The 13,446-nt window shown below is 67.0% G+C and carries 15 protein-coding genes and 1 tRNA gene; 11 read left to right on the forward strand and 5 right to left on the reverse strand.

What is annotated here, in order from left to right; all coding sequences use genetic code 11:
• The 3 genes from V8J36_RS22415 to V8J36_RS22425 all read left to right on the forward strand — a co-directional run.
• On the forward strand, positions 1 to 365 hold a 365-nt coding region (locus V8J36_RS22415; protein WP_336469544.1), incomplete at its 5' end, for a hypothetical protein.
• A gap of 101 nt (positions 366 to 466) precedes the next feature.
• The gene (locus V8J36_RS22420; protein ID WP_336469545.1) at positions 467 to 619 is read left to right on the forward strand and encodes a hypothetical protein; all 153 of its coding nucleotides are present in this window, start codon (positions 467 to 469) and stop codon (positions 617 to 619) included.
• Positions 616 to 2,256, forward strand: a complete 1,641-nt coding sequence (locus tag V8J36_RS22425) for a recombinase family protein (RefSeq protein ID WP_336469546.1) — start codon at positions 616 to 618, stop codon at positions 2,254 to 2,256. Before V8J36_RS22420 ends, V8J36_RS22425 begins: the two co-directional genes overlap by 4 nt.
• A 213-nt stretch (positions 2,257 to 2,469) precedes the next feature.
• On the opposite strand, the gene V8J36_RS22945 is transcribed toward V8J36_RS22425, so the two are convergent.
• A complete protein-coding gene (locus V8J36_RS22945) occupies positions 2,470 to 2,844 on the reverse strand; it encodes an SDR family oxidoreductase (RefSeq protein ID WP_442902534.1) in 375 nt (124 codons plus the stop codon).
• 27 nt (positions 2,845 to 2,871) lie between these two features.
• The gene (locus tag V8J36_RS22430; RefSeq protein WP_336469547.1) at positions 2,872 to 3,765 is read right to left on the reverse strand and encodes a LysR family transcriptional regulator; all 894 of its coding nucleotides are present in this window, start codon (positions 3,763 to 3,765) and stop codon (positions 2,872 to 2,874) included.
• An 85-nt stretch (positions 3,766 to 3,850) separates the two neighbouring features.
• Here V8J36_RS22430 and V8J36_RS22435 point away from each other — a divergent pair, with 85 nt between their 5' ends.
• On the forward strand, positions 3,851 to 4,366 hold the full coding sequence (locus tag V8J36_RS22435) for an SRPBCC domain-containing protein (RefSeq protein ID WP_336469548.1): 516 nt from the start codon (positions 3,851 to 3,853) through the stop codon (positions 4,364 to 4,366).
• 24 nt (positions 4,367 to 4,390) lie between these two features.
• Here the strand turns inward: V8J36_RS22435 and V8J36_RS22440 are convergent, their stop codons facing one another.
• Positions 4,391 to 5,275 carry a LysR family transcriptional regulator gene (locus V8J36_RS22440; RefSeq protein WP_336469557.1) on the reverse strand — a complete coding sequence of 295 codons (885 nt, stop codon included), beginning with the start codon at positions 5,273 to 5,275 and terminating at the stop codon, positions 4,391 to 4,393.
• A 96-nt stretch (positions 5,276 to 5,371) separates the two neighbouring features.
• Between V8J36_RS22440 and V8J36_RS22445 the strand changes: the two genes are divergently transcribed.
• The 6 genes from V8J36_RS22445 (at position 5,372) to yghX (ending at position 10,964) form a co-directional block, all read left to right on the forward strand.
• Positions 5,372 to 5,872 (forward strand): lactoylglutathione lyase family protein, encoded by a 501-nt coding sequence (locus V8J36_RS22445; protein WP_336469549.1) that lies wholly within the window; start codon positions 5,372 to 5,374, stop codon positions 5,870 to 5,872.
• Positions 5,873 to 5,879: 7 nt separating this feature from the next.
• Positions 5,880 to 6,992, forward strand: coding sequence for an alkene reductase (locus V8J36_RS22450; RefSeq protein ID WP_336469550.1), 1,113 nt, complete (start codon positions 5,880 to 5,882; stop codon positions 6,990 to 6,992).
• Positions 6,989 to 7,681: a type 1 glutamine amidotransferase domain-containing protein gene (locus V8J36_RS22455; RefSeq protein ID WP_336469551.1), complete on the forward strand. Its 693-nt coding sequence runs from the start codon at positions 6,989 to 6,991 to the stop codon at positions 7,679 to 7,681. The genes V8J36_RS22450 and V8J36_RS22455 overlap by 4 nt, the downstream gene beginning before the upstream one ends.
• Entirely contained in the window at positions 7,668 to 8,690 is a 1,023-nt protein-coding gene (locus tag V8J36_RS22460) for an alcohol dehydrogenase catalytic domain-containing protein (protein ID WP_336469552.1), read from the forward strand. The genes V8J36_RS22455 and V8J36_RS22460 overlap by 14 nt, the downstream gene beginning before the upstream one ends.
• The gene (locus V8J36_RS22465; protein WP_336469553.1) at positions 8,687 to 9,835 is read left to right on the forward strand and encodes an L-dopachrome tautomerase-related protein; all 1,149 of its coding nucleotides are present in this window, start codon (positions 8,687 to 8,689) and stop codon (positions 9,833 to 9,835) included. The genes V8J36_RS22460 and V8J36_RS22465 overlap by 4 nt, the downstream gene beginning before the upstream one ends.
• A 235-nt stretch (positions 9,836 to 10,070) precedes the next feature.
• On the forward strand, positions 10,071 to 10,964 hold the full coding sequence (yghX, locus tag V8J36_RS22470; RefSeq protein WP_336469554.1) for a YghX family hydrolase: 894 nt from the start codon (positions 10,071 to 10,073) through the stop codon (positions 10,962 to 10,964).
• Between the two features lie 76 nt (positions 10,965 to 11,040).
• Here the strand turns inward: yghX and V8J36_RS22475 are convergent, their stop codons facing one another.
• Complete coding sequence (locus V8J36_RS22475) at positions 11,041 to 11,814, reverse strand: AraC family transcriptional regulator (protein ID WP_336469555.1); 774 nt, start codon at positions 11,812 to 11,814, stop codon at positions 11,041 to 11,043.
• An 84-nt stretch (positions 11,815 to 11,898) separates the two neighbouring features.
• Here V8J36_RS22475 and V8J36_RS22480 point away from each other — a divergent pair, with 84 nt between their 5' ends.
• Entirely contained in the window at positions 11,899 to 12,816 is a 918-nt protein-coding gene (locus V8J36_RS22480; protein WP_336469556.1) for an NADP-dependent oxidoreductase, read from the forward strand.
• Positions 12,817 to 13,359: 543 nt separating this feature from the next.
• Here V8J36_RS22480 and V8J36_RS22485 read toward each other — a convergent pair.
• Positions 13,360 to 13,436, reverse strand: a tRNA-Met gene (locus V8J36_RS22485).
• Positions 13,437 to 13,446: the final 10 nt, after the last annotated feature.

Here is a 13,446-nt window from a genome sequence, read left to right on the forward strand (position 1 = left end):
TGGAAGCTTGCCCGCTGGGCTGGCTGAGCCCGCTGGTCGCGGCCGTCACCGGCTTCGCGAGCCTGACGGCAGAAGACAAGCCTCTCCGACCGCAGATCCTTGCGCTGCTGATCACGCAGTACGAGCCAAACCTGCTCCTCGTCGCCAGCGGCCCGGGTGCAGGTCGCGCGCGGGCCGAAGGGATCGCCAAGTGGTTCGGCCTCAGCACGCAGGACCGCTGCATGCTCACGGGCATGCCGGGCGAGCGGCAGCTGATCAACGGCAAGCCGATGACCCTGTCCGGCGCGGCGATGGTGATCGCGAGAGATGACCCCGACCGGCTGCACCAGTTGATCTACGGCAGAACGTCCCGGCTGGCCGCGTGACCTCTGCGCGGCTCTAAAAAATCTGTCTCCCGGCGTTTCTGCACTTCGGGAGACGGTTTCACTTGGACTGGACACCGCCAGCAACCCGCGAAGGCACGTCCATGACCAACCCCCTCCCGCTCACGCTCACGCTCACCGCAGCGAACGGCAATCCCGTCCAGCCCACCACCGCCGCGCATCTGCTACGCCCGCTCGCGCAGCTGATGGCGCGCGCCTATGTCGCCGAACTTTCCCAGAAGGCCGCCAACCAATGACCGCCACCACCCGCAATCTTCTTCGCACGGCACATTTCCGCGCCGACGCCGACACGACGCCCGCCGTGCCTCTGGCGATCAGCTACGCGCGCTATTCGGACTCCCAGCAGAACGACCAATCCTGCGAAGACCAGCACGCCTTGAACCGGCTGGCGGCCGAACGTGCCGGCTACCAGCTCGTCGCGGAGTTCTCGGATCACGCGATGACCGGGCGCACCCTCCTGCGCAGCCGACCCGGCATCATGGCCCTGCTGGAACGGGTCGCGCGGGGCGACATCGCCGCCATCTTCGTTGAAGGCCTTGAGCGGATCGGCCGCCGCGCCGGCGATGTCACAACCGTCTGCGCAAGGCTGGAAGGCATGGGTCTTCGCCTCTACAGCCCAGGCGGCCTCTTCGACTGGAAGCTGGTGCCGTTCCTGGCAGCGATCGCGGAGTTCCAGAGCCGCGAGATCGGCATCAAGACCTATCGCGGCGGTGTCGGCACCACCAGCCGCGGTCGGGTCGCCGCCGGCCTCGGCTATGGCTACCGGGTGGTGCACAGGCCCAAGAACGAGTGCAATCGCGAGATCGCCGAGGATGCCGCGGCCATCGTGCAGCGGATCTTCCGCGACTATGCCGCCGGTCAGTCGCCCTACAAGATCGCCGCCGCGCTGAATGCAGAGGGCATCCCCTCCCCTTCGGGCCGCACCTGGTGCGACAGCACCATCCGCGGCGATGCCAAGAAGGATAGCGGCATCCTCAGGAACGTCTCCTATGTCGGGATCGTGCGCTACGGCCAGAACCAGTGGTACCGTGACGAGAACGGCAAGCGGGTCTCGCGACCGGCGGACCGCGAACACCTCATCGAGTGCGATGTGCCGGAGCTGCAGATCATCCCGGATGCGCTCTGGAACCGCGTGCACACCCGGCTCGAAGAGACGCGCAAGCTCTACGCCCGCGACGGCGCGCAGCTGAACGACACGCACCGGCCGAAGTACCTGCTGGCGGGACTGCTGACCTGCGGCTGCTGCGGCGGGCCGTTCTCGATGGTCGATCGGCGCTACGGCTGCTTCAACCGCAAGAGCCGAGGCGCCACAATGTGCGAGAACAGCCGCAAGATCGGGCGGCCCGAGCTTGAAGCCGAAGTCCTCTCCGTTCTTCGCGCGCCGCTCGATGACACCGAGCTTGCGACGGCCTTTGCGCAGGAAGCACAGCGAACCTTCAGCGACTACGCCGTCCAGGCCGGCGGTGAGCGTGCGGCACTGGAGCGCAAGCTGAAGGACACCGCGACCGCGATCGCGCGCCTGGTCGGCCTGCTCGAAGATGGCGGCTCCACCGCCCTGATCGAGCGGCTGAAGGAGAGGGAAGTCGAGCGTGAGCAGGTGCGCTTGGCGCTGGAAGCCCTTCCGGCCGGAGACCGGGCAATACCACTCCCCTCCCCCGAGGAACTGGCCTCGGCTTACCGCAAACAGATCAGCCGCTTGGGCGAGTTGCTCTCTGCGGGGGCAGACGGAACCCGGATCGAAGCTAATCGGCTGCTGAAAGGCATCATCCGGCAGGTCGTGCTCACACCCGACGGCANCGGCTTACCGCAAACAGATCAGCCGCTTGGGCGAGTTGCTCTCTGCGGGGGCAGACGGAACCCGGATCGAAGCTAATCGGCTGCTGAAAGGCATCATCCGGCAGGTCGTGCTCACACCCGACGGCAACGGCGGCCTCACGCTCGACATCCAGCTCGCCTGATCGCCCGGCTCTCCCATCAAGCGGATTACGACCGCCCAGCCCCTGAGATAAATGCTGATGTGAAGGCCCTCGGAGCCAGCCACGCACCCTGGGGCTTTCTCGTCAAGCTCCTTGGCCGCTTCGAGCCCTTAGCGGTCATCTGATCCTCCTGCAGTGGAGCACCAATGGTTCGCACCAGAGTTGTCTTCGACCTCACGCAAAGCCCGCGTCTCGAGCGAGGCCCCGCCATCGACGAAGAGCGTCTGCCCTCTCATGAAGCCGGCCTCCTCCGACAGTAAGACAGCGATTTTCGCGGTGACCTCGGCAGGCCTGCCGAACCCTCCCATCGGCAAGTCAGAGAGATAGCGTGCCTCGCCGTCGCTGCGGGCGCATTGTCTTCGCGGAAAAGTTCGGTCGGGCCGCGGGCAAAGACATTCACAGTTATCCTGATCGGTGCCAGCTCCAACGCCCAGGAGCGCGCGATGCTTATCGCCCGACTTCTGCGCACCAGTCGCCGGTCGGATGACATGCCCTTCCCTTCGGGCCCCAGGTTATCCCGACAGGCTTTCGGCCATCTTGTCCCGAAACCATTTCTGGGCTGGATCGTGATGCAGGCGGTCGTGCCAGGTCAGGATCTTCCGGAAGCCTTCGACCTTCAGGGGCGGGGGCAGGGCAAGGACACCGGGCTCAGCCGCCGCGAGCCGGGATGGCACGAGGGCAATCACCTCCGAGCGGCGAATCAGGTCGATCAGGACCGTGAAATTCGGCACGCTCACCACGACCCTGCGGCGGCGCCCCAATTTCTCCAACGCGGCATCGGTCGGGCCGGCGAAGGCGGAGCCATCGTGGGACATGATCGCATGGTCGAGCGCGCAAAAGCCGTCGAGCGTCGTGACGTCCGCGCGAAGTGGATGATCCGCGCGCAGGAGCGTCACATAGGTCTCGTCGAACAGCCTGCGCGCCTTCAGCGAACCGGGCGCCATCTCCGGCGTGACCAGCGCCATGTCGAGATCGCCCTCCGCCAGCTGGCGCGCAAAACCCGCAGCCACGGGGCGCACCGAGAGACGCACGCCCGGCGCCTCGCGGCGAAGCCGGCCGAGGAACGGCAGGAGCACGGCGCGTTGCGCATAATCCGTCGCCGCGATCCGCAGGGTCAGCGTGGCCCGGGCGGGATCGAATGCGCCGGGGTGCAGCAGCGCCTCCATCCCAGCCAGCACCTGGGCGAGCTGCGGCGCCAGGGTCTCTGCCTGCGGCGTCGGCAGCATGCCGCGCTGGGTGCGCACGAACAGGGGATCGCCGAACGCCTCGCGCAGCCGCGCCAGCATCCCGCTCACCGCCGGCTGCGTCACGCCCAGCCTGTCGGCCGCGCGACTGACCGAACGGGTCTCGAGCAGGGCCGACAGGGTGCGCAGGAGATTGAGGTCGAAGGTCCGAATATCAGCCACGGAAATATCTGATGTCAGGATTGGCGATTGGACTTATATCAGGCGGGCGGCCAGATCTCCAGCGTTCCACACACAGGAGTGACCCATGTCCGACATTCTCTGGCCCGAGGGCTTCGTCCCCGGCTTCACCGACAATTTCTGTTCCAACGAGGTGATCGTCACCGGGCTGAGCGCCGCCGAGATCTGGCCGTTCCTCGCCATCCCGTCCCGCTGGCCGGAGTATTACGCCAATGCGGCGGATGTGGAGATCCACGACGGCAAGGGCCCCGAGCTGGGCATTGGTGACAGGTTCTTCTTCCGAACCTTCGGATTTCCGGTCCCGGCGCGCATTGTCGAATGCGTGCCGCCGGTCAAGGGCCAGCCCGCGCGCATCGCCTGGCATGGCTGGTCGGGCGAGCCGGGGGCTGCGGACCGCCTGGACGTGCATCACGCCTGGCTGATCGAGGATTTGTCGGAGGGGCGGGTGCGGATCCTGACCCAGGAGACGCAGAACGGCGCGCCGGCGAAGGAGCTGGCCAAGGCCGTGCCGAACCCGATGATCAACGGTCACCAGGACTGGCTGATCGGCCTCGTTGCGGCTGTTCGGGCGGCAAAGGCCTGACGGGCTCGGTCCTCGCCGACCGCTTCAGAGCGCGGCGAGGACCTCTGCAATCTCGGCGCGCAGCCGCCGGGTTCGCGCCGGGAGGCTGCGATTGCGCCGCTGGATCAGCCAGAGCGCATGCCTGATCGGGACCGGAAGCGGCATCACCCGCAGGCGGTCCCGGCCGGGATGGGCGTCAAGGCCGCTGCGAGGCAGGATCGTATAGCCCAGGCCGCGCAGCACGGGCTCGGGGATCTGGCCGATCTGGTTGATGAAGCTGCGTTGCCGCAGCCGGTCGGCGCCGGGATGTGCGTCGGGGAAGTTCGCGCCCAGAAGCTCGTCCGCATAGGCGAAGCCGTCGGGATGGGCGATGAAGCCGAGCGCATCGAGCTGCGCGAAACTGGCGGGCACGGCGCGTTCCGCAGGCAGGAGCAGACACAGCTCGTCCTCCCCCACGCTTTCTCCCTCCAGCCGCGCGTGGGTCGGGGAGTGGTCGACGATGCCGAGGTCGAAGCGCCCCGCCAAAACGCCTTCGAGCACCCGCGGCTGCGGCATCGCCTCGAGCAGGATCGACAGATCGGGGGCCGTGGCCATCAGCTCCATGAAACGCGGATAGAGCAGCAGCGCGAGCGAGCCGGAGCAGGCGACAGACACCTCTCCGCAGCTCGGATCGTCGTGCTGCAGCTCACCCCGGAGCGCGCTTTCCTCCGCACGTCGCCGTCGCGCGATGGCCAGCAGGGACTCGCCCGCCGGGGTCAGCAGGAAGCTCTTGCCGTCACGCGTGAGCAGCGGCTGGCCCAGCTGCGCCTCGAGCTTCTTCACATGCTGGCTGACGCCGGGCTGGGTCATGTTCAGCGCCGCTGCCGCTCGGGTGAAATGCCCGACGTCGCAAAGCGTGGCGAAGGTCTCCAGCCAGGCCGCGTTCAACATCAGCGCATCCGTTTCGTTATCAACATGAGCACGAATGATAATTGGATGCCAAGGATTGGCCAATCCATATCTCCCGCAACGCCACAGGAGAATTCCATGACCAAGACCACCCCGCGCACCTTCTCCCACATCGGCCTCTCGGTGCCCGACCTCGATGCGGCCGTTGCCTTCTACCGCGATGTCATGGGCTTTTATGTCATCATGGAGCCGACCGAGATCGCGCAGGACGACAGCGACATCGGCGTGATGTGCGACGACGTCTTCGGCCCGGGCTGGGGCAAGTTCCGCATCGCCCATCTTTCGACCGCCGACCGGATCGGCTTCGAGTTGTTCGAATTCCCGAAGAGCTACAAGCCGGAGAACAATCTGCCCTACCGACAGGTGGGCCTGTTCCACTTCGCGATCCAGGACCCGGACCTGGAGGGGCTGCTGGCCCGCATCATCGCCGCCGGCGGCAAGCAGCGGATGCCGGTGCGCGAATATTTCCCCGGCGAGAAGCCCTACCGCATGGTCTATGTCGAAGATCCCTTCGGCATCGTCTTCGAGCTCTACTCGCACAGCTACGAGCTGACCTACTCGGCCGGCGCCTACAACTGAGGGTCCCATGGCAGATCTCTTCGACACGCTGCGCCTTGGCGGACGCCTCCTGAAAAACCGCGCGGCGATGGCCCCGATGACCCGCGCGCGCAGCCCCCGCAACCTGCCCACCGCCGAGACCGCGCGCTATTACGCGCAGCGGGCCGGCGCCGGGCTGATCGTGACCGAGGGCACGGTGATCTCGCCCGAAGGCTCGGGCTTCGTCGATTGCCCCGGCCTGTGGTCGCCCGAGCAGGTCGCGGCCTGGAGGCCGGTGACCGAGGCCGTGCATGACCAGGGGGCGGCGATCTTCACCCAGATCTGGCATGTGGGCCGGATGAGCCATGTCTCGTTGCAACCCGGTGGCGCGGCCCCGGTCAGCGCGACGGGCCAGCAGGCCGCGAACTCCTCGGCCTTCGGCCTCACCGAGGACGGCACGCCCGGCTTCGTCACCGCCTCGAAACCGCGACCGCTGGAGACCGGCGAAATCGCCCGCGTCGTCGGTGATTTCGCGGAAGCTGCCAAAAACGCGGTGGCGGCCGGCTTCGACGGGGTCGAGATCCATGGCGCCAATGGCTATCTGATCGAGCAGTTCCTCAATGGTGCGGTCAACGACCGGACCGACCGCTACGGCAGCCAGTCGGTCGAGAACCGCATCCGCTTCGCCCTGGAAGTGGTGGATGCCTGCGTCGCGCGGATTGGCGCGGACAGGGTCGGCATCCGCCTGTCGCCCTTCGGGCGGCTGCACGAACTGGGTGACTTCGAGGGTGAGGAGGACACCTTCCTTACGCTCGCCGCCGAGCTCGACCACCGCGGCCTGGCCTTCGTCCACATCATGGATCAGGCCAGCCGCGGGGCACCGGCGATGCCGCCGGGCTTCCTGCAAAGGTTCCGCGAGAGCTATGGCGGCGTGCTGATCCTAGCAGGTGGAATGGATCTGGCGCGCGCCAACGAGATGATCGGTGCCGGGCTGATCGACATCGCAGCCTTCGGGGCACCCTTCACCTCGAACCCCGATCTGGTGGAGCGAATGCGCCACGGCTGGCCGCTGACCCCGGCCGACCCCGATGCCTATTACGGCGGTGACGCGCGGGGCTATACCGACTGGCCGTGCTACTCCCCAGAAGGAGCAACCGCATGAAACCGATCCTGATCGTGATGACCTCACATGGCGACAAGGCCGGGCACGGGCCAACGGGGTTCTATCTGTCGGAAGTCACCCATCCGCTGACGGAGTTCCTGGCGGCGGATCTGCCGGTGGCCTTCGCCTCGATCGACGGCGGCGCACCGCCGGTCGACGGGCTGGACCTCGAGGATGCGGTCAATGCGCAGTTCTGGGCCGATCCGCTGTTCCGGGCCGCAATCCGGTCGACGCAGAAGCTGGCCGATGTCGATCCGGCCGCCTACAGCGCGATCTTCTTCGCCGGGGGGCACGGGGCGGTCTGGGATTTCCCCGGATCGCAGGCCGTCAACGGCGTGACCCGCGCGATCTGGGAGCAGGGCGGCGTGGTTGGCGCCGTCTGCCACGGCCCCGCGGCGCTGACCAATGTCACGCTGTCGGATGGCTCGCCGCTGGTGAGGGGCCGCAAGGTCGCGGCCTTCACCGATGCGGAGGAGCACGCCGTCGGGCTGGAGAGCGTCGTGCCGTTCCTTCTGTCGATGCGCCTCGCCGAGCTGGGGGCCGAGATGCAACCCGGCCCGGACTGGACCGATACCACCGCCGTCGATGGCCGCCTGGTGACGAGTCAGAACCCGCAATCGGCCACCAGCACCGGGCGCAAGGTCGCGGCGCTGCTCCTGGCTGCGAGGGCCGAAGATGCAAAAGGCTGACGCCTTGCAACGCTATCGCGCCTGGACATGGGTGCAGGGCAAGGATCCCCTCGACCTCGTTCTGGCCGAGCGTCCCGTGGCGGGCCCCGGTCCGGGCGAGGTGCTGGTGCAAAACGACGTCATCGGCCTCAATCCCGTCGACTGGAAAGTGCTGGGCAGCGCTTCGTGGCAGCCGGGAAAAGTGCCGGGTTGTGACGGCGCGGGCAGGGTGATCGCGGTCGGCGACGGGGTGCCCCTGGCCTGGATCGGCCAGCGCGTCGCCTATCACACCTGGCTGGGTGGTCCGGGCAGTTTTGCCGAGGTCACTCCGGTCGCGGCGCGGGCTCTGCTGCCTGTGCCTGCCGCGCTCGATCTCGAGACCGCCGCTACGGTGCCCTGTCCGGCCCTGACGGCCTGGCTCGCCCTGTCGAAGCTGCCAGTGCGCCAGGGCACGCTCCTCATTGCCGGGGCCGGCGGTGGCGTGGGCGGCTATCTTGTCCAGATGGCCTTGCAAGCTGGCTGGGAGGTGACTGCGCAATGCCACCCCCGTCACCACGAGCGTCTGGCCGGCTATGGTGCGGCGGTCCTGCCCTGGAACGCCGAGCTACCGCCCGCGGCCTTTGCCGCCGCCATCGACCTGCGCGGCCCGGAGGCCGCGGCGGGCCTCTTTCCACAGCTGCGTGCCAACGGCCATCTCGTCTGCATTCAGGGCCGCGTTTCCGGCTGGGGCAGTGAGGCCTTCGGGCGATGCATCTCGCTCCACGAGGTCGCCCTCGGGGCGCTGCATGTCCATGGAGACGCCCTGGACTGGCGCGCGCTGCGATCGGCCGCGACCGGGATCTTCGATGGCCTCGAGAGTGGCCGCCTGGTCGCGGAGCCCGTCGTGGTCCGCGCCTTCGAAGACCTGCCCAGCCACCTGCGGGCTCTCCGAAATCGGGACTTCTCCGGCAAGGCGCTGATCCGGATCGCAAGCGTGCAGGACGCGCAAGACAGCACAAGGAACGGGTTCTCCGGAGGGACAAGGGAATGACCATGAAACGACGTCGCCTGCTGGCGGCGATGGCATCGGCAGTCGCGCTCCCCCTTGTCGGGGCCAGAGCCGGACGCGCGGAGCAAGCCGGTGCGCACGTCGAGGCGCATGTCGCCCTGCGATCGCCATGGATGGCCAATCAGGTCGCGGTGACTTCCGACGGGACCTTCTTCCTCGGGCTTCCGCGCTACGCGAAGGACAAGCTCAGCCCGGCGCTGGCCAGGTGCGAGGCCGATGGCGTGCTCCGGCCATTCCCCGGCAATGACTGGAACGACTGGGCCCCCGGCAAGGACGGCGCCGAACGCTTCGTCTACCTCAACTCCGTGCATGTCTTCGGCGACGACACGATCTGGTGCGTCGACCAAGGCGCGCTGAGTGCCGGTGTCTTCGGTCCGGACCTCGCCGTGCCCCAGCCGGGCGCGCAGAAGATCGTTCAGCTCGACCTGTCAGGAGAGGTTCTGCGCATCCTGCGCTTCGACGAGACGATCCTGCCGGTGGGCGGGCAGATGAACGACCTTCGGCGGCATGGCGACCTCCTCTATATCGCGGATTCAGGGCTGGGCGGCCTCATTGTGCATGACCTCGCGACCGGAAAATCGCTGCGTCGGCTGAGCGGCGTCAAAGTCACCATGGCCGATCCCGACGCGCATATTCCGGCGGTGCTGGCCCATGTGAAGGGCGATGCCACCTTCCATCCGCCGAACAGCGATCTGATCGAGCTGACCGCGGATGGCAAATGGCTCTACTGGGCTTCGCCGACGAGGCCGCTCTGGAGGGTCCGCACGAAGGCGTTGCGCGACGTCTCGCTTTCCGAGGAGGCCCTGGCCGAGCATGTGCAGAACATGGGGGCGATGCCCTTCTCGGGCGGGTCCGCGATGGACGACCTCGGGAACTTCTACTTCTGCGAGACGACCACCAACCGGCTGGAGGTGCGCTCACCCGAAGGCAAGACCGTCACACTCCTTGAAGACGAGCGCCTTGTCCGTCCCGATGGCGGGTTCATCAAGGATCGGACGTTCTACGTGCCTGTGAAGGTGCCGTTGGCGGAGGCAGGGGACAATGCTGCTCCCCCCTACGCGATCTATTCGATCGCGCTGCCGGATGCCGTGGACGGGGTAAGGTTGGGGTCCCAGATCCGGACCTGAAGTGGACTTGAGGCGCCCGGGCCCACCCTGACGGGCCGCAGCGCCAATGTCCGGCGGGGCCTTCCTGTCGCCCTCGTTGGGCCGCGTGCAACCACGGACCGGCTCAGCGAGCGCCTCACCGCTCGTGTTTGAACACTTGACGTCAGTGCTGACGGCAAGATTTTCTTCTGTATCCCCTGCCGAAGGCAGCGCACCGACGCGCCGCGCGTCTCCCGGCATTGTGGAAGGAGCCATGATGAATACCGAGCCCCGACTGACCGCCAAGGACTTCAGCCCCGAGCTGCTCGAGCTTTACGACTTCTATGCCCACGGCATCATTACCAAGCGCGAGTTCCTCGACCGCGCGGCGCGCTTCACCGTAGGCGGTCTGACGGCGGCGGCGATACTGTCGATGATGAGTCCGGACTATGCGCTGGCCGAGCAGGTCAGCTTCAACGACCCCGACATCACCGCGACCTGGATCACCTACCCCTCGCCGAACGGCCATGGCGAGATGCGGGCCTATTACGTCCGCCCCGCCGGCTCCTCCCCGGCCCCCGGCGTCGTGGTCGTGCACGAGAACCGCGGCCTGAACCCCTACATCCAGGACGTCGCGCGCAGGCTCGCCAAGGCGGGCTTCATCGCGATGGCTCCGGACGGCCTGACCCCCATGGGCGGCTATCCGGGCAATGACGAGGCCGGCCGTACGCTGCAGCAGCAGGTGGACGGCACCAAGCTGATGAACGACTTCTTCGCGGCGGTCGAATTCCTGATGGCGCAGGACGAGGTTACCGGCAAGGTCGGCATCACCGGCTTCTGTTATGGCGGTGGCGTCGCGAATGCCGCGGCGGTGGCCTATCCCGAGCTTGGCGCGGCGGTCCCCTTCTACGGCCGTCAGCCCGCGGCCGAGGACGTCCCCCGGATCAACGCGCCGGTCCTGCTGCATTACGGCGGGCTCGACGAGCGGGTCAACGCTGGCTGGCCGGCCTACAAGGAGGCGCTCGACGCCGCGGGCAAGCTCTACGAGGCCTACATCTACGAAGGCGCCAACCACGGCTTCCACAACGACTCCACGCCTCGCTACGACAAGGCGGCGGCCGAGCTCGCCTGGTCGCGCACGATCGACTGGTTCAAGGCTCACCTGAGCTGACACCCGAGAACTGAGGCCGGACGGGGCGGTCGGAATCCGCCCGTCCAACCCACCGACGCACTGCATCAGTGATCCTTCACAACATACTTTCGTGCTGCTGATATGATGCGAGAAACTCGCTCGGCGTCTGCGACATGACCTGCCGAAACGCATGGGAGAACGCCGCGGTGCTCGCAAAGCCGGTTTCTCGGGCGACCTGCGAGATGGCCTTGTCGCGCCCGAGTTCCGCCACCGCCCAGAGGATGCGGGCGCGCTGCCGCCAGGCCTTCAACGTCATTCCGGTCTCCTCCGGAAACCGGCGGCTGGCCGTGCGCACGGAGGTGGCGGCGCGAGAGGCCAGAGTCTCGAGCGGCAGTTGATTGCGGTGGTCGCCAAGGGCGATCTCTGCCACCCGCAGCCCGATCTCGCTTGCGGGCATGGGCAGATAGGTCGGGGCCTGCGCCACGCACCGAAGCTCATGCAACACCAACCCGAGCATGATCCTGCCCCGCTCCGATACCAGGTCAGCCGCGGCAAGCGCCTCCAGCAGGCTGCGCAACAGCGGTGACACGGGCGACACGAAGTCGTCCTCGGGAAAGTCGTCCGGCTTTGCGGCGCGCAGGGCGGCGGGGGACCAGAGCACCACGAGCAGCTCCGCATTGGTCAGGATCTCCAGCCGATGCGGCATGCCCGGCGGCACCCAGGCTGCCAGTTGCGGTGGCAGAAGCCAGACGCCGCGCTCGGTCCGCAACTGGACCATGCCGGAGGTCACGAACGTCAGCTGCGCCTGATCATGCGCATGCTCCGGCAGTGCCTCCGCACGCCGTTTCAGAACCCTGTGCAGCGTCACGTCCACGGTCGCGGTTGGCATGTCAGCGATACCTGTTGGCCGCATATCGATGAACGAACCTGATAGCACTCCCGGCAGCGCATCCCAAGACGGAAGACTCCCGAAATGCTTACGACACTCATCGAAGAATATGGCTCTAACACTGTGGTCCAACTCGCCGAGGTGGAGATCCCGGTTCCGCAAGCCGGCGAGGTGCTCGTCCGGGTCCTCGCGGCAGGGGTCAACCCCGTCGACTGGAAGATCCGCAACGGCGCCGGCGCCCGCATGGGGATGACGCTTCCGATCCGGCTGGGAAGCGAGTTCGTCGGCGTCGTCGAACGGACCGGCACGAATGTCGCCGGCTTCTCCCAAGGTGACGCGGTCTGCGGCATGGTGAAGACCGGCGCTTTCTCGGAGTATCTCACGGTCCCCGCGGCGAATATCGTCTGCAAACCAGAGGGGCTCAGCGTCGAGGAGGCGGCAGCCCTTCCCCTTGCCGGCACCACGGCCTGGCAGGCGATGTTCGATGAGGCCGGCCTCGCCGCGGGCCAGCGCCTGCTGATCACCGGTGCGTCGGGCGGCGTGGGGTCGCTCGCGGTCCAGCTTGCCAAGGCCGCCGGGGCGCATGTCACCGCCGTTTGCTCCACCCGCAACATCGACTTCGTCCGGGGATTGGGGGCCGATGCGGTCGTCGACTATACCAAATGCCGGGTCGAGGAAGCGGTCCACGACATGGATGTGGTTCTCGACACCGTCGGTGCCGAGACGTTCCAGCGCACACTCACGACGCTGCGCCCGGGTGGCGCAATGGTGACAGTGGTCGCCTTCCCCAATGGCGATGAGGCGGAGCGTCATGGCGTCACGGTGAAGCGCGCCTTCACGGTCCCGAGTGCGGACACCCTCGCCCGGATCTGCGCGCTTGTGGGCGCCGGGAAGGTCACGCCGCATGTCGAACGGACATTTGGCCTGACCGAGGTCAGGGAGGCCCTGGACCTGTCCGAAGCCGGGCGTGCGCGAGGCAAAATCGTCCTGAAGACGGCCTGATTGTGCGTCGTGGGGCACCGCTTGCCGGTGGTTGGGTTACCGAGAGACGGCGACCGAGGACGGCGCGCCCGTGAGCGGCAGCTTTGTCCGCATAGCGGACGCCTCGGAGCTCCTGTCCGTGAGCATTCCTTCACCAGCATTTGCCTTACGGATGGGGCCACCGCGGGGCTGGTCGTTTCATCGGCGGCGCACGGAGCGCGTCGACAGAGGGACCGCCCCAAGAGCTCAGCAAGTTCATTCGCGGCTACGGCGCCGCAGCCGCCCCTCCAAGGTGGTTGGGAACGAAGAGCCTGAAGCTCCGTGGTGGTTTCAGCCCATCCTGACCTTGCGGATCTGCCGAAAGCCCCCTCCCCTACCGAGCTCATCGCGCTTTGGGGGCGCCACGTGTCGAGGCCGGTGTGAGGGCAATCGGCATTGCCAAAACCAGCGAACGCCACAGAGATGACTGCGGGGCTTTGTCGTCGCATTTCAGCGCTTTGGAAGGCCGAACTTGCCCGAACGCAAACAGCCTCGCGGATGCGAGGCTGTGTTTGCAGATATCGTTGGTTGCGGGAGCAGGATTTGAACCTGCGACCTTCAGGTTATGAGCCTGACGAGCTACCGGGCTGCTCCATCCCGCGCCAGGGGTTT

It is taken from the genome of Frigidibacter sp. MR17.14 (genome assembly GCF_037095735.1).
GTDB lineage: Bacteria > Pseudomonadota > Alphaproteobacteria > Rhodobacterales > Rhodobacteraceae > Frigidibacter.